This window comes from Curtobacterium sp. 18060 (genome assembly GCF_902706105.1).
Taxonomy (GTDB): domain Bacteria; phylum Actinomycetota; class Actinomycetes; order Actinomycetales; family Microbacteriaceae; genus Curtobacterium.
In genome coordinates, this window is the sequence record NZ_CACSJV010000008.1 from 37946 (window position 1) to 57579 (window position 19634).

A 19634-nucleotide genomic window follows, 5' to 3' on the forward strand; every position below is an offset into this window, starting at 1 on the left:
TCTCGGAGCCGCCCGTCATCGTCCGGAGGGCCGAGATCGCCCCCACTGACGTCACGATCCCGTCACGACGGGCGCATTCCCAGCGGACACGGCGGTGTTCCGCGGCGAAGTCCCGGCGACCGCCCGAGATCGGCTGGGACGCTCCCGAACGACAGCACCAGATCGGTGCGGTGATGCACCACGGGGGATCCAGAGCGATGACGATGAGACGTGCAGGGGGAGCCGCGCTCGGCTTCGTGGGCGGCAGTGTGCTCGCCGGCTTGATGGTCGGGGTCGGCGTGACACCGATGATCGCGGTCGCCGGGGTGAGCACGACGTCGGCGATCGGGGTGTTCGAGTCGCTGCCGGAGCACATCGAGATCGGGGACCTGCCGCAGCGCAACCAGGTCTGGGCCTACCGCGGTGGCGAACCGGTGCACCTGGCGAACGTGTGGGCGCAGGACCGGCAAGAGCTGTCGTTCGACCAGATCAGCGACCAGCTCAAGCACGCCGCGGTCGACGGCGAGGACAAGCGGTTCTACGAGACCGGTGGTGTGGACGCGACGTCGATGGTCCGCTCCCTGGTGAGCGTCGCCGCGTCGCAGGGCGAGGGCGGTTCGGGTGGCTCGACGCTCACGATGCAGCTCGTCCGGAACATCAAGATCCAGCGGGCGAGCGAGCTGCCGACGCTCGAGGAGCAGAAGGCCGGCTACAAGGAGGCGACGAAGCGGTCGCCGCAGCGGAAGCTCGCCGAGATGAAGCTCGCGATCGGCCTGGCGAAGAAGTACACCAAGGAGCAGATCCTGACGGCGTACCTGAACATCGCCTACTTCGGCGACCAGACCTACGGCGTGCAGTCAGCCGCGCAGCACTACTACGGCAAGTCCGCCACCGACCTGACCCCGGCCGAGGCGGCATCGCTCATCGCGATCGTGCAGTGGCCGGAGCGCCGCGACCTGTCCACGCCTGACCACTACCGCGACAACGCTGCACGGCGGAACGTGATCCTCCGCTCGATGCACGAGCAGGGGCACCTGACGACCGACGAGTACCGCACGGCACGGCTGTCGCGGCTGGCCGATTACGTGCGCATCACCGCGCCGCAGCAGGGGTGCGAGGCCGTCGAGACCGGGGCGGAGTTCTTCTGCGACTACGCCAAGCGCGTCGCCGAACGTCTGCCGCAGCTCGGCGCGACGAAGCAGCAGCGCGCCGATGCCTGGCGCACGGGTGGGTACCGCATCCAGACGACGCTGGACCTCGACCTGAACGCGAAGCAGAAGGAACTGCTCGACCGGTACGACCCGAAGACCGAGACCCGGCTGGCGCTGGGCGCGACGCTGAACACCGTCGAGGCGGGCACCGGCCGGGTGCTCACGATGGCGCAGAACACCGACTACGACCGGTCGGAGCAGGCGCCACCGACCGCGACGTCCCTGAACTACGCCGTCGACCAGGCCGACGGAGATTCGACGGGCTTCCAGACCGGCTCGACGTACAAGATGTTCACGCTGCTGGCGTGGCTCGAGGCCGGCCGCAGCCCGGACACGGTCGTGAACGGTACGCCGCACCCGCAGAGCACGTGGACGGCGTGCGGCGAGCAGACGACGGCCTTCTGGCAGCCGAAGAACGACTCGCCTGGCCAGAAGGGGCCGTACTCGGTCCGCTCGGCCACGGCCCAGTCCGTGAACGCCGCCTACCAGTCGATGGCGGCGCAGCTCGACCTGTGCGACATCCGCGACGTCGCGAAGCGCCTCGGTGTGCACCTGGCCGCCGGCGGCGAGCTGCCGTGGAACCCCGCGTCGCTGCTCGGCACCGAGAGCATCGCGCCGCTGACGATGGCGGCGGCGTACGCGGGTGTCGCGAACGGTGGTCGGTACTGCGCGCCGGTCGTCATCGACCAGGTCACCGCACCGGACGGCACGGAGCTCGGCGGGCAGCCGCGCACCTGCTCGCAGGCCGTCTCGCCGCAGACCGCGGCGACGGCCTTCGAGGTCATGCAGGGCGCGTTCCGGGGCGGCACGGCGAGTGGCGGCCAGACCCCGGACGGCACCACGCTGTTCGGCAAGACCGGAACGGCCGACGCCGCCGACCAGGTGTGGTTGGTCGGCGGGAGCTCGCGTGCTGTGACCGCGTACTGGCAGGGCAACACCGACGGCGGGAAGCACAACCTGCGGTACTACTCGAACGGTCAGGGCGGCACCTACGCGGGGTCCCGCGCAGCGGTCTGGCGCGATGCGCAGACCGCGGTGAACGCCGTCTTGCCGGTGGGCTGACGACACCAGGCGGGGCACGTGCACGAGAACGCACCACGGACAGACGGGAGGCCCGTTGCCAGCTGGCAACGGGCCTCCCGTCTGATCGTCGGTTGCGTTTTAGGACAGCTTCTTGCTGTCCTCGAGCCAGCCCGCGAGCTCCGTCATGTAGCCGGCCTGCGAGGCGTAGTCGAGCGCCGGGAAGGTGAAGCTGTGCACCTGGCCGGCCTCGAGCGCCGCGTTGTCAGCGAAGGTCGGCTGCTTCTCGAGGTCCGCGACCTGGTAGCCCTGCTGCGACAGCAGCAGGACGTCGGCCTTGATCTGGCCCGCGTTCTCCCACGAGTAGATGCCCCAGTAGAAGCCCTTCGGCTTCGGGTTCACGAAGTCGACACCGAACGACGAGTACATCTGCAGCAGTGGCTCGTCGGTCGGGCGGGTGACGTAGGCGCCGTCACCGTCGGCGTACATGGAGACGACCGACAGGTCCTGCTCCTTCGCGACCTTCTCGAGCTCGTCACCGGCGGTGTCGAAGCGCTTCTCGGCGGCCTCGATCGTCGACTCCTTCGCGCCGAGGGACTCGCTCAGGTCGGCGATCTTCTCGATGACGTCCTCGCCCTTGCCGCCCCACTTGACCTGGACGACCGGCGCGATGGCCTCGATCTGCTTCTCCTGCTCGTTGTCCTTGAAGCCGTAGCCGGGCTGCGTGTCGTCGAGCGTGCCCTTCTCGTCGGTCGGGTAGACCGAGGTCACGACGAGGTCGGGCTTCAGCGCTGCGAGCTTCTCGAGGTCGACGTCGCCGTACCCGGTACCGAGCTGGGTGATGCCGTCGGTGTCCAGGTCATCGAAGCGGGCGTCCTTCGCCATGGTCAGCTGGCCGAAGGTGCCGACCGGCTTCAGGCCGTACTCGATGAACGAGATCGCGATGTCGTTCAGCACGACGACGCGCTTCGGCGTGTGGTCGACCTTGACGGTCGTGCCGGTGGCGTCCTCGTAGGACCAGGCCTTCGACGCCGCGGTGTCACCGTCGGAGTCGTTCGAGTCGGTGCTCGAGCAGCCGGCGAGGAGAAGGGCCGAGACGGCCACGGTGGTCAGGAGAGTGGCTCGGAGGGAGCCGCGTCGGGAGAGCTTCACGTTAGGAGAGGCTAACCTAAGTCTGCCGCCGTCGCCAGCGCGATGTCGCGTTCGCGGTGCAGCGACGTGTCGTGCTCGTCGGCCTCGGGCACGATCATCGGGGCGCCGGTCACGGGGTCCGGGAACACGCGCGCGTGCAGCCCGAAGGCGTGCTCGAGCAACGCGGGGGTCAGTACCTCGTGCGGTGCGCCGTCGGCAGCGACCCCGCCGTCGTGCAGCACGACGAGCCGGTCGGAGAACCGGGCCGCGAGCGACAGGTCGTGCAGGACCATCACGATGGTGGAACCCTGCTCGCGGTTGAGCCGGCGCACCAGGCGCAGGACCTCGAGCTGGTGCGCGAGGTCCAGGTAGGTCGTCGGTTCGTCGAGCAGCAACGTGTCGGCCTGCTGCGCCACCACCAGGGCGATCCATGCACGCTGTCGCTGGCCACCCGACAGGCTCGCGACGTCGCGGTGTGCGACGTCGGTCAGGCCGGTCGCCGCGATGGCCTGCTCCGCGACGTCGGCGTCGTCCGCGGTCCACGGCTTCGCCCACGACTGGTGCGGGTTGCGGCCGCGCATCACCAGGTCGAGCACGCTCGTGCCGGCGGGGGCGACGGGCGACTGCGGCAGGATCGCGAGCTTCCGCGCGACCTGGCGGTTCGGTTCCTTGCGGATCGGGGAACCGTCGAGCAGGACCTCGCCGGACTGCGGCTTCAGCACCCGCCCGAAGGCCTTGAGCAGGGTCGACTTGCCGCAGCCGTTCGCGCCGAGGAACGTCGTCACGGTGCCGCGCTCGATGCGCAGGTCGAGATCGGTCAGCACGGGGTGCCGGTCGTAGCCGACGGACAGGCCGCGGGCTTCGAGGACCGGGGTGGACGGGGGTGTCGACGGGGGAGTCATCGGGACATCTCCTTGCGGTGACGGATGAGGAGCCAGATCAGGTACGGGGCACCGATCACGGTCGTGATGATGCCGACGGGCACCTGCCACGGGAACGCCGATCGGGACAGCAGGTCCGCGGCGAGGACGAGCGCTGCGCCGAGCAGACCGGCGAGCAGCAGGGGCGGACGGTTCGTGCCGGCCAGCCGGAGTCCGACCTGCGGTACCACGAACGCGACGAAACCGACCGGTCCCGCAGCGGCGACGGCGGCGGCGGTGAGCACGACGGCCAGGGCGATCACGAGCAGGCGGTGCCGCTGGACGGCGAGCCCCACCCCGGTCGCGACCTCGTCACCGAGCTGTCCGATGCCGAGCGCCGCACTCGTCGCCAGGGCGATCGGCACCGCGACCGCGGCGACGATCAGCAGCGGCCAGACGCTCGACCACGAGGTGCTCGACAGGCTGCCGACGAGCCATTGCGACGCCGCGGTCGCGATGGTGATCTTGGCGCGGACGAGCAGGTAGCTCGTCACGGCGTCGAGGGTCGCGCTCACGCCGATGCCGACCAGGATGAGCCGGTAGCTCTGCACCCCGCCGCGCCAGCCGAGCCCGTACACGACGGCGGCGGCGACGAGCGCACCGATCGTCGCGGCCACCGGGATCCCGCCGCTGAGCACGATCGAGGACACCGAGTACGTGCCCCCGCCGAGCACGATGGCCGCCACGGCGCCGACGCTCGCGCCCGACGTCACGCCGATGATGTCCGGGGTGCCCAGGGGGTTCCGCGTGAAGGTCTGGGTCAGTGCGCCGGCGATGCCGAGGGTCAGCCCGACGAGCGCTCCGGTGAGGACACGGGGCAGTCGGAGCGTGGTGATGATGAAGCCGTCCGGGCCGGTCTCGAGCCCGACCAGGGAGCGGAGCACGATGCCCGGGGCAATCCAGGTCGAGCCGATCGCGACACCGAGGACGACGAGCACCAGGACCAGACCGAGCGAGGCGGCCGTGTACCAGAACACCCGCGGGCGCCAGGCGAGGCCGATCGGACCGATGCGGACCCCGGTCCGGCCGGGCGCACGGACCGCTGCGCCCGTCACAGGGACACCAGCGATCGGCGACGGGCGACGGCGACGAAGACGGGGCCGCCGATGACGGCCAGGACGATGCCGACCTCGACCTCCGAGAACCCGCCGATCAGGCGTCCGACGACGTCGGCGAGCAGCACGAGCGCCGCTCCGACGAGCCCGGAGACCGGCAGCGTCCACCGGTGCCCGGTGCCGACGAGGGCCCGGGCGACGTGCGGCACCGTCAGGCCGACGAACCCGATCGGCCCGGCGGCGGCGGTCGCTCCGGCTGCGAGCAACGTGATGGCCCCGAGCCCGACGAGCCGCGCGACGAGCACGTTCTCGCCCAGGCCCTTGGCCAGGTCCGAGCCGAGCCCGAGCGCGTCGAGGGCCCGGACGTTCAGGATCGCGAGCACCAGCCCGGCGACCAGGAACGGCCACACCGCGCCGAGGATGTCGAGCTGCCGTGCGGCGAGGGAGCCGACGACCCACAGCCGGTACGCGTCGAGCGAGTCCTGGTCGGTCAGGACGACGAACGAGGTCAGCGCGCCCAGCAGGGCCGAGACGGCGGCACCCGCGAGGGCGAGGGGGACCGGGCTGGCCGTCCCGCTGCCCGCGATGGTCACCGAGAACACCACGACGCTCGCGACCAGCGCGCCGCCGAGTGCGAACCAGACCGTCGCGCCGGTGCTCGTGACCCCGAACACGTAGACGCCGAGGACGACGGCGAGCCCGGCGCCCGACGAGACCCCGAACAGTCCGGGGTCGGCGAGCGGGTTGCGCGTGTGCCCCTGCATCAGGAGCCCCGCGATCCCCAGGGCCGCACCGACCGCGGCACCGATGAGCGTGCGCGGGACCCGGGAGCCCCAGACGATCGCCTCATCGGTGGTCGACCCGGTCCGGAACAGGCCGTCGAGCACCCGGTCGACGCCGATCCGGTTGCTGCCGAGGAGCATGCTCGCGACCGCCACCAGGACCAGCACGACGACCAGTCCGGCGATCACCAGGACGCGGCGACGGACGGCGGTGCGGTGGACACCGAGGGCTGCTGACGCATCGGCGGTGCGGGCCTCCGAGACGGAAGCCAGGGCGGGGGAGGGGGCTGGCACGGAGAACATCTTAGGTTAGCCTTGCCTCATGGCGAAGACTCCGCGGCTCCTGCCCGAGAATCCCCGGCTCTTCCGTGCCCGGGTCCTGCGCACCGAGCGCACGACGCCGTCGATGCAGCGTGTCACCGTCACCGGCGACGACCTGCACGAGTTCCCGTTCCTCGGCTTCGACCACTGGTTCCGCTTGTTCACCGGGCGTCCGGACCAGGACGCGTTCCGGATGCCGGACCTCGACGGCAAGAAGTGGTGGCCGACGTTCCTGGCCATCCCCGAGGACGTCCGTCCGCACTGCGCGAACTACACCGTCGCCGCGTTCCGCCCGATGCCCGACGGCACCGCCGAGATGGACATCGACTTCGTCGTGCACACCGACGCTGACGGCGAGCCCGAGGGCCGTGCCGCGATCTGGGCCTGCGGCGCCCGCCCAGGCGACCAGCTGGCGATGCTCGACCAGGGCTGCATCTTCGACTGCCCGGACGACACCAGCGAGATCGTGATCGCGGCCGAGGAGACCGGCCTGCCCGGCGTGCTCGGCATCGCCGCATCGCTGCCCCGGAACGCCGTCGGACGCATCATCCAAGAGGTCCCCACCGCCGGCGACGTCCGCGAGATCGACGCACCGGCCGGGGTCGCGGTCACGTGGATCGTCCGCGACGAGGTCGACCACCACGCCGTCCCGGGCCGCGCCGCGCTCGCCGAACTGCAGCGGCACGTGCCCGTCGACGACCGCGGGTACGCCTTCGTGGTCGGCGAGTCGACCCTCGCCACCGAGGGCCGCCGGCACCTGCACCGTGCGGGTCTGCCGAAGGCGCGCATCACGTTCTCGGGCTTCTGGAAGCACGAGGCCAAGGAGTCCGTCTCCGCCTGAGCGGTGCCCGTTCCTTCCCATGGCGTGTGCGATGCCTGGTGCTTCCGGGCGTACCGTCACGAAACTTCTCGGCAAGTACGCCCGTTTCCGCCAGGTACGCCCGGAGCGCGACCAACACGACGGACGGGAGGCTCGTGGCGACATAGCCACGGGCCTCCCGTCCGCGCGTTCCGCTTGAGCGACGCGCCAGCGGCGCGCGACGCCAGCGCCGACCGAGCCTGCGAGGTCGGTCCGACGCGCTTGTCAGCCCTTGAGGCCGGAACCCGTCACGCCCTCCACGATCTGCCGCTGGAAGATCAGGTAGAGGATGATCAGCGGCAACGCCGCCAGGATCGCTCCGGCCTGGATGTCCGCGTAGCGCTGACCGAAGCTGCCCTGGACCGTGGCGAGCCCGACCGGGATCGTCATGAGGTCCGGGTTCGACAGCACGAACAGCGGCAGCAGCAGGTTGTTCCAGACACCGACGAACGTCAGGATCGTCACCGCGGCGATCACCGGACGCGACAGCGGCAGGATGACCGACCAGTAGATCTTCCAGATGTTGGCGCCGTCGATGCGTGCCGCTTCCTCCAGCTCCTTCGGGATCCCGTCGAAGAACTGCTTGAAGATGAACACCGCGATCACGGCCGGCACCTGCGGGAAGATGACCGACCAGTAGGTGTTCAGCAGGCCGACGGCGTTGAGCTCCTGGAAGATCGGGATGATCAGGACCTGCGTCGGGATCATGATGCCGAGGATGATGAGCAGGAACGCGATGTTCCGACCGCGGAACACCAGGCGGGACAGCGCGAACGCCGCCATCGAGGCGAACATGACCGTCAGGACGGCCGTGATCACGCTCGTGATGGCGCTGGCGAGGTACCAGTTCCAGATGTCGCCGGCCTGGAACAGCGCCGCGTAGGAGTGCAGCGTCGGGTTCCAGTTCGACAGGATCGAGTTCGCGCCGAGGGCGGCGACGCCGTTGTCGGACAGCGACGTCTTCAGGGCGAACAGGCTGGGGATGAGCCAGATGATCGCGAAGACGATCAGGATGATCCCGGCGACCAGGTTGAAGCCCTTGCCGGAGACGCCGATCTTGGCGGCGTTCGCGGGGGCGGCGGCCGAGACGCCGGTGCGGAGCTTGGCGCGGCCGGTGGTGATGCTCTCAGTGGCGGTCATGTCAGGCCCCGATCTCTCGCTTGGCGGCAGCGCGCTCGACGAGCTGCCGGATGACCGCGATCGCGACGATCACGATGAACAGGAGCACCGACGCTGCCGAGGCGGCACCGAGTCGGTTGTCGGTGAAGCCGACGCCCGTGATGAGCTGCAGCGAGACCTGGGTGGAGATGCCCGGTCCGCCGTTCGTCATCAGGTACACCTGGTCGAAGATCTTCAGGCTCGCGATGATCTGCAACAGGATGACCAGCGTCGTGGTGCGGCCGAGCAGCGGCAGCGTGATCGACTTGATCTGCTGCCAGTTCGACGCGCCGTCGACGGCGGCCGCTTCGTACAGTTCGCGCGGGATCTCCTGCAGACCGGCCAGGTAGAGCACGAAGTTGAAGCCGAGGGTCCACCAGACGGTGGCGATCGCGACACCGATCATCGCGGTGTTGGGGCTGGACAGCATGCCGGAGCCCGGGGTGAGGCCGATGGCCGACTGCATGCTCGCCCACAGGCCGGTCGCCGGCGTGAAGATGAACACCCAGATGAGCGAGATCGTCGCCGACGGCAGGATGAAGGGCAGGAAGAACGCCAGTCGGAAGAACCACTGGCCGCGGTTCATCCGGTTCGTCAGCACGGCGAAGACGAACGCCAGGATGACGAGCGGCGGCGTCGTGTACAGCGTGAACTGCAGCGTGTGCCAGAGCGACGACCAGAAGTCGGAGCGTCCGAGCATCTCGGCGTAGTTCGCGAACCCGGCGAAGCTGCCGAGGCCCGTGCGGACGGTCGAGGTGTTGAAGAAGCTCGAGACGATCATCCAGACCGTCGGGCCGAGCAGGAAGGCCGCGTAGAACAGGCCGAACGGGGCGAGGAAGAGCCAGCCGCTGCGGCCCTGGCCACGGGTGAGGCTGGTGCCGTAGGTGCGGTTCCGGCGCGGACGCGACGCGGTGGCCGCGTCCGTGGGCCGGTCGAGGACAGGTGCTGTGGTCACGTCATCGTGCCTTTCGCGCGGTGTTCACGGCGATCGCGTGGGTCGTGTGCCCGGAGCGTACGAGCCGGGCGGTCGTGTGCCCGGTCACAGCGGGCTCGGGGTGTTCAGGTAGGTCGCGAGCTGCGACTTGATGGCACTGAGCGCCTGTGCGGGCGACGAGCTGCCCTGCTGCACGAGTGCCAGCTGGGCGCCGACGGTGCCCTCGAAGGTCGAGCCGGAGCCGCCGTACCAGGCGGGGTCGTCGAACACGGCGGTCTCGGCTGCGGCCGCGTAGTTCGACTGGGGCTTGAGCTCCTTGTAGGCGCTGCTGTCGAAGGTCGGGATGTAGGCGGGGACGTGCCCACCCTCGGCCCAGGTCAGGCTCTGCTCGAGCATCTGCTTGATGAAGAGCATGTGCTGCTTGCGCTGCTCCGGCGTGCGGTCCTTCTTCGGCAGCACGAAGGTGTGCGAGTCCGCCTGCGTCGCGGGCTTGTCGTAGAGCTGCGGGATCGGGGCCATGCCGAACTTCAGTCCCTTGATGGACTGCGCCGTGCTGATCTCCCACTCGCCCTGCATGAAGAAGCCGGCCTTGCCGTCGAACATCAGGGACTGTGCCGTGGCGTAGTCGAGCGCCTTGTTCATCCAACCCTGCTTGACCCACTTCTGGGTGCGGCTGGTGACCTCGTTGTAGGCGTCCTCGTTGACGGTGAGCTTCGCGCCGCCGTCGCTGATGAACGGGGTCGCGTCGTTGATCTGGTTGTACATCGTCCAGAAGAAGCGCCACGGCGTGGCGGTCTCCGGCACGACGTTGGCGACGTTGAGCGCGGTGCCGCCGGTGACCTTCGCGACCGCGGCGAGGGCGCTCTCGAACGTGTCCATGCCGGACAGGTCCTTGAGGTTGCCGTCGCTGTCGAGCAGGCCCGCCTTCTTGCACACGTCAACGTTGTAGAAGAGCACGAAGGGGTGGGTGTCGAGCGGGATGGCGATGTTGTTGCCGTCGGTCTTCTGCGCCGTCCAGGCCTTCTGGTTGAAGTCGGCGGCGCTGAGGCCGACGCTCGCCAGGTCCTCGGACGTGATCGGGTCGAGCAGGTCGCCGTCCCACAGTGGCTTCGCGCGGGTCAGGTGGGCGACCGCGACGTCCGGCGGCTTGTTCCCGACGGTGGCCAGTGTCAGCTTCGAGTAGTACGGGTTGCCCCACGCGAACGTGGTGGCCTGCAATGAGCTCGATCCGCCGTGCTGCTTTGCGTAGCCGTCCTCCATCGCCTGCATGCGGAGGCCGTCACCGCCGCCGAAGAGGTTCCAGAAGACGAGCGTCTCGGGGTTGAGTGCACTGCCGGCCAGGCCGGCTGCGATCGGGCTCGAGCACGCGGCGAGCGGCAGCACCGTTGCGGCGGCCGCTCCTGCGGCGAGGAAGCCGCGGCGCGAGAGGCGCGACGCGGGTGTTGCTGGGCGGTTCGGCATGGCATCACTCCATCGGGATGGGCCGGGCTCGGGAGCAGGGTCGGTGCTCCCGCCGGAGCATCGCTGCTCCGTTCGCGGAACACTGCTGCTCCGCGCACGAGAGCCGTGGGTCGGTGCTCCGTGAGCGCTCACATTAGCGCTCGCGAAGATCATCCGCCACCCCTTTCGCGTCGCCGTGGAACCCGGTAGCGTTTCGGTCAGGTGAGCGCTCACTTTCGTGACGGTCCGCTTCGCTACCCCTGGCGCCGGACCGAGCACGCGCACCGCACGACCCGCAGTACCCGCTCTCGCACGATCGAAGGAGATCCATGCCCCGCACACACCTCGTCCTCGACGCCGCGTTCACCGTGGGGCCGGTGCGACGTCGCCTGTTCGGCGGGTTCGTCGAGCACCTCGGCCGCCACGTCTACGACGGCATCCACGAGCCCGCGCACGAGACCGCCGACGAGCACGGCTTCCGGAAGGACGTCGTCGAGCTCGTCAAGGAACTCGGCGTCTCCGCCATCCGCTACCCCGGCGGCAACTTCGTCTCCGGCTACAAGTGGGAGGACGGCGTCGGCCCCGTCGAGCAGCGCCCGAAGCGCCTCGACCTGGCCTGGCACTCGACCGAGACCAACGAGGTCGGCCTGCACGAGTTCCAGCACTGGCTCGACCAGGTCGGTTCGGAGCTCATGCTCGCCGTGAACCTCGGCACGCGCGGCACCGCCGAGGCGATCGAGCTGCTCGAGTACGCGAACATCAACGCCGGCACCGCACTGTCCGAGTACCGCAAGTCCAACGGCCGCCAGGAGCCCTTCGCCATCAAGATGTGGTGCCTCGGCAACGAGATGGACGGCCCGTGGCAGCTCGGCCACAAGAACGCCGAGGACTACGGCAAGCTCGCCGCCATGACCGCGAAGGCCATGCGCCAGATCCAGCCCGACCTCGAGCTGGTCGCCTGCGGTTCGTCCGGAGCGTCGATGCCGACGTTCGGCGAGTGGGAGCGCACCGTCCTCGAGCACACCTACGACGACGTGGACTACATCTCCGCGCACGCCTACTACGAAGAGGACAACGACCTGCCGTCGTTCCTCGCCGCCGGCGTCAACATGGACCACTTCATCAAGACGGTCACCACCGCTGCCGACCACGTGCAGGCGCAGAAGAAGTCCGACAAGCGCATCGACATCTCGTTCGACGAGTGGAACGTCTGGTCGATCACGAAGTGGCACGAGCAGGCCGCCGAGTTCACGCTCGACGAGTGGCCCGTCGCCCCGCGTCTGCTCGAGGACGTCTACACCGTCGCCGACGCCGTCGTCGTGGGTGGACTGCTCATCTCGCTGCTCCGCCACGCGGACCGCGTCGCCTCGGCCTCGCTCGCGCAGCTCGTCAACGTCATCGGCCCGATCATGACCGAGCCCGGCGGCCCGGCCTGGCGCCAGACGACGTTCTTCCCGTTCTCGCTGACGTCGCGCCTGGCGAACGGTACGTCGCTGCAGGTCAAGGCCTCGGGTGACACCGTCGACGGCGGCAAGTACGGCGAGGTGCCGGTCGTGGACTCGGCCGCCACCGTGACCGAGGACGGCAAGGCAGCGGTCTTCCTGATCAACCGCCACCCGTCCGAGTCGACCACCGTCACGATCGACCTCGCGGGCCTGGCGGCCTCGGGCGACGTCCGTGCCGAGGGCGTCTGGGACGACGACATCCACGCGGTGAACGACCTCTCGTCCACCGAGCGCGTCGGGCTCCGCACGAACGAGACGGTCAGCCGCGACGGCGACACCATCACGATCGAGCTGCCGCCCGTGTCCTGGACCGCCGTGTCGATCGGCTGAGACGCCTCGGCGTTCGCTGCGGCGGGCGTCGAGTGAGCACAGAGGACGTCGGGCGCTCGCGCCCGACGTCCTCTGCTCGTTCCGCGTGCGTGTCGCGTGTCGTGTGTCGGTCGGGTCCGGTCCGCGAAAGCGACAGTCTCCCGGCATGCTGCGGCGTCCGGTCCGTGAAAGCGACAGTTCTCCGCAAATGGTTGGCGGCACACTGTCGCTTTCGCGGGTGTGCCCCGGGCGGCGGACGGGAGGCCCGTGGCGGGCTGGCACCGCGCCTCCCGTCCGCCTGTTGGTCGCGAAAGCGACAGATGTGCGGCCCGCTACGCCGTCAGGTCCGCGAAAGCGACAGTTCTCCGCGGAAGGTTGGCGGCACAGTGTCGCTTTCGCGAACCGGGGCCGCGAACCGGGGCCGCGATCCGGCGCCCGAGCCCGGGCGCGTCAGCGCGCGGCGGGCGGCGGCGCGGTGCTCGCCCGCTCCACCAGGCGCACGGGCACCAGGTCGGGCGCAGCGGACACGCTCTCGCCGTCGATCTGGGCGAGCAGGTTCGCGACGGCTCGGCGCCCGACCTCGTCGAAGGACTGGTGCACGGTGGTGAGCGGCGGCCAGAAGGAGTCGGACTCGGGGGAATCGTCGAACCCCACCACGCTGAGCGACGACGGCACGGACCGCCCGAACTCGTGCGCGGCGCGGAGCACTCCGAGCGCGGTCTGGTCGTTGGCGGCGAACACGGCGGTGATGTCCGGGCGTGCGGCGATGGTGACGCCGGCGCGGTAGCCGGAGTCGGTGCTCCAGCCGCCGTGGAACACCGGCGGGACGAGCCGACCGGCGCGCTCCAGGGTGTCCTGCCACGCGGCCAACCGGCGTGCGGCGGAGTACGACGAGGTCGGTCCGGCGACGTGCCAGACGGTCTCGTGGCCGAGGTCGAGCAGGTGCTGGGTGGCCTGGCGCGCGCCGTCGGTCTGGTCGGTGTCGATCGCCGGGTGGTCGGTGCTGCCGGTGGAGTCGATGATGACCATGGGCACGCCGTCGGGCAGCACGACCTCGGCCGTGTCGATGATGTGCGACTCGATGATGATCACGACGCCGTCGACGGCCTGTTCGTGCAGGCGGGAGAACGCGGAGCGCACGCCTTCTTCGGTGCGCGAGGCCATCGGCAGCAACGTGATCGTGAAGTCGGCGGTACCGGCGGCGTCGGCGATCGCCTCGAGCGTGCGCATGTTGCCGAAGGACGCGAGCGTGAACATGATCACGCCGATGGTGCGGAAGCGCCCCGATCGCAGGGCCCGTGCGGCACGGTTGGGCCGGTAGCCCAGGGTGTCCATCGCGCGCTGCACGCGGTCGCGGGTGTCCGGGCTGACGTTGTCGAACCCGCGGGCGACGCGCGAGACGGTCTGCATCGAGACCCCGGCGGCGTCGGCGACGGCGGCCATCGAGGGGGAGCGGCGGGTGCCGGCGGGGGACTCGGTCGTCATCGGCTCGAGCTCCTTCCGTTGCGGGATCACGCAGTCTGCGTTCCCGGACGCTAGCGCATGTTGACGTTGCCATGCTATCGTCCTGACGTTCGATGTTGACGTCAACATCTGCGACCGCCAGAGCGCCCGTCACCGGGCCCGGGTCGCGGCCGAGACACCGGACACCCGAACGCAGCAGACGAAGGAGTCACATGAGCACGCTCGCAGCGCGGCCCGGCGAGGCAGCCGCAGCGCAGCCGGCAGCCCCCCGCCCGGCAGGTCGCCGGACCAAGGCGCGGGGGCGCTACACCGGTTGGCTGTTCGTCGGCCCCTTCGTGGTCGTCCTGATCGCCATGCTCATCGTCCCGATCGGCTACGCCCTCTGGCTCAGCCTGTTCCGCGACCAGCTCATCGGCGGCAACCAGTTCGTCTGGTTCGCCAACTACGTCCAGCTCTTCCAGGACGCCAAGTTCTGGTCCGGCTTCGGTCGGGTCGCGATCTTCCTGGTCGTCCAGGTGCCGATCATGCTCGGGCTCGCACTCGTCGCCGCCCTCGCACTCGACAGCGCACGGCTCTGGGGCACGTCGTTCTTCCGCATCGCGGTGTTCCTGCCCTACGCCGTCCCCGGTGTCGTCGCGGCCCTGATCTGGGGCTTCATCTACGGCAACCAGTTCGGCCTGACCGGTGCGGCGAACGACGCGCTCGGCATCGACCTGCTGCAGCCGTTCAGCCCCAGCTGGGTGCTGACCTCCATCGGCAACGTGGTCACGTGGGAGTTCCTCGGCTACAACATGCTGATCTTCTACGCCGCCCTGCGCACCGTCCCCGGTGAGCTGTACGAGGCCGCCGAGCTCGACGGCGCCGGCCCCCTGCGCACGGTCTTCTCGATCAAGCTCCCGGCCCTGCGCGGCCCGATGGTCATCGCCACCATCTTCTCGATCATCGGCAGCTTCCAGCTCTTCAACGAGCCGAACCTGCTGAAGACCCTGGCCCCGAACGTCATCGGCAGCGCCTTCACCCCGAACATGTACGCCTACTCGCTGTCCTTCAGCGGCCAGCAGTTCAACTACTCCGCCACCGTCGCGATCGTGATGGGCGTGATCACCGCGGTGATCGCCTACGTCGTCCAGGTCCGCGGAACCCGCCAGGAGAACCGATGAGCACCATCCAGCACCCCGCGACCGGCGCCGCCGGACCGGCCACGGTCACCGAGGCGACCACGACGCAGCGCGACCCGCGCACCCGCTCGACCCGGGCCTCCAGGAAGGCCGAGCGGAAGGCCGAGCGCAAGGCCGAGCAGCACGTCGACGGACGCAAGCCGAAGCGTTCCGGCCTGTTGACCGCGGTCATGGTCGTCTTCGTCGTCTACTCGTTCGCGCCGCTGTTCTACCTGCTCGTGAACAGCACGAAGACGCAGGCGTCGCTGCTCTCCACGTTCGGGCTCTGGTTCGGCGGGGACTTCAACCTCTGGCAGAACATCGTCGACACCGTCACGTACAACGACGGCATCTTCCTGCAGTGGTTCGGCAACACGCTGCTCTACGTGGTCGTCGGTGCCGGTGGCGCCACCCTGCTCGCGACCGTCGCCGGCTACGGCATGGCGAAGTTCCAGTTCCCCGGACGCCGCGCGGTGTTCGCCATCGTGCTCGGTGCCATCGCGGTCCCCGGCACGGCCCTGGCGGTCCCGACCTTCCTGCTCTTCTCGCAGGTCGGCCTGACCAACACCCCGTGGTCGATCATCCTGCCGTCGCTCATCAGCCCGTTCGGCATGTACCTGATCTGGACCTACGCGGTCGACGCGATCCCCGCCGAACTCCTCGAGGCCGCCCGCATGGACGGCGCCGGCGAGTTCCGGATCTTCTTCACCATCGCGCTCCGCCTGCTCGCTCCCGGTGTCGTCACCGTCCTGCTCTTCGCGGTCGTCGCCACCTGGAACAACTACTTCCTGCCGCTCATCATGCTGAGCGACCCGAAGTGGTACCCCCTGACGGTCGGCCTGAACCAGTGGAACGCCCAGGCCACCGGGTCCGGCGCGCAGCCGATCTACAACCTCGTCGTCACGGGATCGCTCCTCACGATCATCCCGATCGTGGTCGCGTTCCTCTTCCTCCAGCGCTTCTGGCAGTCCGGCCTTGCGGCCGGATCCGTCAAGGCCTGATCCGTCGGACGGGAGGCCCGTGGCGACCCCGCCCCGCGCCCTCCGGTCCGGAACACAGCAGCACGACCCCCTCTCCACGAAGAAGTGAAAGGCACCCCCATGAACAAGCGTCTCCGGCGCGGGCTCAGCGCCCTCGCCATCGGCGTCACCGCCACGATCGCCCTCGCCGCCTGCGCGACCGGCGGCTCGTCGTCCGGTGGCTCGTCCGACGACATCACCAAGGCACTGAAGGACGGTGGCACCCTGACCTACTGGTCGTGGACCCCCTCCGCCAAGGCCCAGGTCGCCGCGTTCGAGAAGCAGTACCCCAAGGTGAAGGTCAAGCTCGTCAACGCCGGCACCGGCGCCGACCAGTACACCAAGCTCCAGAACACCGTGAAGGCCGGCTCGGGCGCCCCCGACGTCGCCCAGGTCGAGTACTTCGCGCTGCCGCAGTTCGCCCTGTCCGACTCGCTGCTCGACCTGTCCGGCTACGGCTTCGACTCGCTCGAGGACAAGTTCGCGAAGAGCACCTGGAGCTCGGTGTCGATCGACGACAAGGTCTACGGCCTGCCGCAGGACTCCGGCCCCATGGCGCTGTTCTACAACAAGACGGTCTTCGACAAGCACGACATCGCCGTGCCGAAGACCTGGGACGAGTACGTCGCCGCCGCGAAGAAGCTGCACGAGGCCGACCCGAACGCCTACATCGCGGCCGACTCCGGCGACGCCGGCTTCACCACGAGCATGATCGCCCAGGCCGGCGGTACCCCGTTCACCACCGACGGTGACAAGGTGACCATCAACCTGCAGGACGAGGGCTCGAAGAAGTGGACGAGCACCTGGAACGAGCTCGTCGAGCAGGGCCTGCTGTCGAAGACCGTCGGCTGGACCGACGACTGGTACAAGCAGCTCGGCAACGGTGAGATCGCCACGATGATCACCGGCGCCTGGATGCCCGGCAACCTGGAGTCCGGCGTCGCCCAGGCCTCGGGTGACTGGCGCGTCGCCCCGATGCCGACCTACGACGGCGGCACCGCTCAGACCGCGAACAACGGCGGCAGCGCCGAGGTCGTCATGAAGCAGTCGAAGAACCCGGCCCTCGCCGCGGGCTTCCTGAAGTGGCTGAACTCGTCGAAGGAGTCGACCGGCGTCTTCATGAAGTCCGGTGGGTTCCCCTCGACGACCGCTGACCTCGACTCGTCGGCCTTCCTCGACGAGAAGCCGTCCTACTTCGGTGGGCAGCAGATCAACAAGGTGCTCGTCGACGCGTCGAAGTCCTCGGACAACGACTTCACCTACCTGCCGTACCAGGTGTACGCGAACAGCGTCTACGCCGACACCGTCGGTCAGGCGTACGAGAACGGCACCTCGCTCGACGCCGGCCTCGAAGCCTGGCAGAAGGCCCTCGCCAAGTACGGCAAGGACCAGGGCTTCACGGTCTCGACCAAGTAGCACCGGCACCAACTCCCCGGGGTCGTGCGGACATCGTCCGCACGACCCCGCTGTCTGAAAGAGTCATCTCATGCGATTCGCCATCGGCGACACCGACTTCCTGCTCGACGGCGAGCCGCACCGCGTGCTGTCCGGTGCGATCCACTACTTCCGCGTGCACCCCGACCTGTGGGCCGACCGGATCCGCAAGGCGAAGCTGATGGGCCTCAACACCATCGAGACCTACGTCGCCTGGAACGCGCACGCGCCGTCGCCCGACGTCTTCGACCTGACCGGCGGGCTCGACCTCGGCCGGTTCCTCGACCTGGTCGCCGCCGAGGGCATGCACGCCGTCGTCCGCCCCGGCCCCTACATCTGTGCGGAGTGGACCAACGGCGGCCTGCCGTACTGGCTCTTCGCCGACGGCTCCGTGGGCGTCCGGCGCAACGAGCCCGGGTTCCTCGCGGCGGTCCAGACGTACCTGCAGCAGCTGGCCCCCGTGCTGGTCCCGCGGCAGATCGACCAGGGCGGGCCCATCGTCCTGGTGCAGGTCGAGAACGAGTACGGCGCGTACGGCTCCGACCCCGAGTACCTGCGTGCGCTCGAGCAGATGCACCGCGACATCGGGCTGACCGTCCCGTTCACGAGCGTCGACCAGCCGATGGGCACGATGCTCGAGGACGGTTCGCTGCCGTCGCTGCACAAGACCGGCTCGTTCGGCTCGCGGTCCGCCGCGCGCCTCGAGCGCCTGCGGCAGGCCCAGCCCACCGGCCCCCTGATGTGCTCGGAGTTCTGGGACGGCTGGTTCGACAGCTGGGGCGAGCACCACCACACCACCTCGGCCGCGGACAGCGCTGCGGACCTCGACGTCCTGCTCGCCGCCGGCGGCTCGGTCAACATCTACATGTTCCACGGTGGCACGAACTTCGGCTTCACCAACGGCGCCAACGACAAGGGCGTCTACCGTCCGATCGCGACGTCGTACGACTACGACGCCCCGCTCGACGAGGCTGGTCGGCCCACCTCGAAGTTCCACGCCTTCCGCGCGGTCATCGAGCGCTACGCGCCCGTCCCGCCGCTGCCGGCATCCATGGAGCCGGGTGGGTCGGGTCGACTCGCGTCCGATGCGGCGGACGGAGTCGGCCTGGAGGCCCGGATCACCCCCGCCACGGACCTCGCCGTCCGCCTCGACCGCGTCGCGTCGCTCCGCTCCCTGCTGCCCACGCTCACGACGTGGTCGGCGCACGACGAGCCGCCGACGTTCGACGCCCTCGGTGCGGCCAGCGGCTTCGTCCTGTACCGCGCCGAGGTCGACCTGCCGACCGGCGGTGTGCTGACCATCGGGCAAGAGGTCCGCGACCGCGCGATCGTGTCCGTCGACGGCGTCGTCGTCGGCGTCCTGGAGCGCGAGCACCACGACCGCGCCGTCGTCCTGCCGCCGGTGACCGGCACGCTCGAACTGCTCGTCGAGGACCAGGGCCGGGTCGACTACGGCATCCGCATCGGCGAACCGAAGGGCCTGATCGGCGGAGTCGCCGTCGACGGTGTCCCGCTGTCGCGCTGGACCGCGGCACCGTTGGCGCTCGACCCGATCGCACCGTCCGCCCTCGATGCGCTGTCCGCGGTGGAGCCGACCGACGGCGAGGCGCTCGCCGGACCGACGTTCGCCACCGGGTCGTTCGACCTCGACGCGGTGGACGACCGCTACCTGTCGCTCGACGGCTTCCGCAAGGGTGTCGCCTGGGTCAACGGGTTCTGCCTCGGCCGGTACTGGTCGCGCGGCCCGCAGCAGACCCTGGCGATCCCCGGCCCGGTCCTGCGTCGCGGCCGGAACGCAGTCGTCGTCCTCGAGCTGCACGCGTCGGCATCCCGCACGGCCCACCTGCTCGTGCAGCCCGACCTGGGCCACACCGAGGGCTGACGCGGCTCGCCGCGTAGCTGGTCGAATCGGGCGTACCGGGTCGGAACTTCCGAC

General features: G+C 69.6%; 15 protein-coding genes. 7 read left to right on the forward strand and 8 right to left on the reverse strand.

Features of this window, described 5'->3' with window-relative positions:
* Nucleotides 1-197 precede the first annotated feature (197 nt).
* Nucleotides 198-2252, forward strand: a complete 2055-nt coding sequence (locus GVL05_RS06340; RefSeq protein WP_235035878.1) for a transglycosylase domain-containing protein — start codon at nt 198-200, stop codon at nt 2250-2252.
* Nucleotides 2253-2351: 99 nt separating this feature from the next.
* Here the strand turns inward: GVL05_RS06340 and GVL05_RS06345 are convergent, their stop codons facing one another.
* The 4 genes from GVL05_RS06345 to GVL05_RS06360 are packed head-to-tail and all read right to left on the reverse strand — an operon-like array spanning nt 2352 to nt 6392.
* Nucleotides 2352-3362, reverse strand: a complete 1011-nt coding sequence (locus tag GVL05_RS06345; protein ID WP_159572334.1) for an ABC transporter substrate-binding protein — start codon at nt 3360-3362, stop codon at nt 2352-2354.
* Nucleotides 3363-3373: 11 nt separating this feature from the next.
* Nucleotides 3374-4243: an ABC transporter ATP-binding protein gene (locus tag GVL05_RS06350; RefSeq protein WP_159572336.1), complete on the reverse strand. Its 870-nt coding sequence runs from the start codon at nt 4241-4243 to the stop codon at nt 3374-3376.
* Entirely contained in the window at nt 4240-5316 is a 1077-nt protein-coding gene (locus tag GVL05_RS06355; RefSeq protein ID WP_235035879.1) for an iron chelate uptake ABC transporter family permease subunit, read from the reverse strand. The genes GVL05_RS06350 and GVL05_RS06355 overlap by 4 nt, the downstream gene beginning before the upstream one ends.
* Nucleotides 5313-6392 carry an iron ABC transporter permease gene (locus GVL05_RS06360; protein WP_235035880.1) on the reverse strand — a complete coding sequence of 360 codons (1080 nt, stop codon included), beginning with the start codon at nt 6390-6392 and terminating at the stop codon, nt 5313-5315. The genes GVL05_RS06355 and GVL05_RS06360 overlap by 4 nt, the downstream gene beginning before the upstream one ends.
* A 28-nt stretch (nt 6393-6420) precedes the next feature.
* Between GVL05_RS06360 and GVL05_RS06365 the strand changes: the two genes are divergently transcribed.
* Complete coding sequence (locus GVL05_RS06365; protein WP_123938320.1) at nt 6421-7260, forward strand: siderophore-interacting protein; 840 nt, start codon at nt 6421-6423, stop codon at nt 7258-7260.
* A gap of 243 nt (nt 7261-7503) precedes the next feature.
* Here GVL05_RS06365 and GVL05_RS06370 read toward each other — a convergent pair whose 3' ends face one another.
* The 3 genes from GVL05_RS06370 to GVL05_RS06380 form a co-directional block, all read right to left on the reverse strand.
* Entirely contained in the window at nt 7504-8418 is a 915-nt protein-coding gene (locus GVL05_RS06370) for a carbohydrate ABC transporter permease (protein WP_123938319.1), read from the reverse strand.
* Nucleotide 8419: 1 nt separating this feature from the next.
* A complete protein-coding gene (locus GVL05_RS06375) occupies nt 8420-9391 on the reverse strand; it encodes a carbohydrate ABC transporter permease (RefSeq protein ID WP_111086244.1) in 972 nt (323 codons plus the stop codon).
* Between the two features lie 84 nt (nt 9392-9475).
* Nucleotides 9476-10831 (reverse strand): extracellular solute-binding protein, encoded by a 1356-nt coding sequence (locus GVL05_RS06380; protein WP_111086245.1) that lies wholly within the window; start codon nt 10829-10831, stop codon nt 9476-9478.
* Between the two features lie 308 nt (nt 10832-11139).
* Between GVL05_RS06380 and GVL05_RS06385 the strand changes: the two genes are divergently transcribed.
* Nucleotides 11140-12645, forward strand: a complete 1506-nt coding sequence (locus GVL05_RS06385; protein ID WP_159572338.1) for an alpha-N-arabinofuranosidase — start codon at nt 11140-11142, stop codon at nt 12643-12645.
* Between the two features lie 429 nt (nt 12646-13074).
* Here GVL05_RS06385 and GVL05_RS06390 read toward each other — a convergent pair whose 3' ends face one another.
* On the reverse strand, nt 13075-14109 hold the full coding sequence (locus tag GVL05_RS06390) for a LacI family DNA-binding transcriptional regulator (protein ID WP_159572340.1): 1035 nt from the start codon (nt 14107-14109) through the stop codon (nt 13075-13077).
* A gap of 191 nt (nt 14110-14300) precedes the next feature.
* Here GVL05_RS06390 and GVL05_RS06395 point away from each other — a divergent pair, with 191 nt between their 5' ends.
* The 4 genes from GVL05_RS06395 (at nt 14301) to GVL05_RS06410 (ending at nt 19580) form a co-directional block, all read left to right on the forward strand.
* Nucleotides 14301-15248 (forward strand): carbohydrate ABC transporter permease, encoded by a 948-nt coding sequence (locus tag GVL05_RS06395; RefSeq protein WP_111086247.1) that lies wholly within the window; start codon nt 14301-14303, stop codon nt 15246-15248.
* Nucleotides 15245-16246, forward strand: a complete 1002-nt coding sequence (locus tag GVL05_RS06400) for a carbohydrate ABC transporter permease (RefSeq protein ID WP_200849170.1) — start codon at nt 15245-15247, stop codon at nt 16244-16246. Before GVL05_RS06395 ends, GVL05_RS06400 begins: the two co-directional genes overlap by 4 nt.
* Nucleotides 16247-16345: 99 nt before the next feature.
* Nucleotides 16346-17680 carry a sugar ABC transporter substrate-binding protein gene (locus tag GVL05_RS06405; RefSeq protein ID WP_173169216.1) on the forward strand — a complete coding sequence of 445 codons (1335 nt, stop codon included), beginning with the start codon at nt 16346-16348 and terminating at the stop codon, nt 17678-17680.
* Between the two features lie 70 nt (nt 17681-17750).
* Nucleotides 17751-19580, forward strand: a complete 1830-nt coding sequence (locus tag GVL05_RS06410) for a beta-galactosidase family protein (RefSeq protein ID WP_159572342.1) — start codon at nt 17751-17753, stop codon at nt 19578-19580.
* Nucleotides 19581-19634: the final 54 nt, after the last annotated feature.

Coding starts and splice junctions, on each gene's coding strand:
- GVL05_RS06340 (WP_235035878.1), top strand. CDS start 198: ATGACGATGAGACGTGCAGGGGGAGCCGCGCTCGGCTTCGTGGGCGGC.
- GVL05_RS06350 (WP_159572336.1), bottom strand. CDS start 4,243: ATGACTCCCCCGTCGACACCCCCGTCCACCCCGGTCCTCGAAGCCCGC.
- GVL05_RS06365 (WP_123938320.1), top strand. CDS start 6,421: ATGGCGAAGACTCCGCGGCTCCTGCCCGAGAATCCCCGGCTCTTCCGT.
- GVL05_RS06370 (WP_123938319.1), bottom strand. CDS start 8,418: ATGACCGCCACTGAGAGCATCACCACCGGCCGCGCCAAGCTCCGCACC.
- GVL05_RS06380 (WP_111086245.1), bottom strand. CDS start 10,831: ATGCCGAACCGCCCAGCAACACCCGCGTCGCGCCTCTCGCGCCGCGGC.
- GVL05_RS06385 (WP_159572338.1), top strand. CDS start 11,140: ATGCCCCGCACACACCTCGTCCTCGACGCCGCGTTCACCGTGGGGCCG.
- GVL05_RS06390 (WP_159572340.1), bottom strand. CDS start 14,109: ATGACGACCGAGTCCCCCGCCGGCACCCGCCGCTCCCCCTCGATGGCC.
- GVL05_RS06395 (WP_111086247.1), top strand. CDS start 14,301: ATGAGCACGCTCGCAGCGCGGCCCGGCGAGGCAGCCGCAGCGCAGCCG.
- GVL05_RS06400 (WP_200849170.1), top strand. CDS start 15,245: ATGAGCACCATCCAGCACCCCGCGACCGGCGCCGCCGGACCGGCCACG.
- GVL05_RS06405 (WP_173169216.1), top strand. CDS start 16,346: ATGAACAAGCGTCTCCGGCGCGGGCTCAGCGCCCTCGCCATCGGCGTC.
- GVL05_RS06410 (WP_159572342.1), top strand. CDS start 17,751: ATGCGATTCGCCATCGGCGACACCGACTTCCTGCTCGACGGCGAGCCG.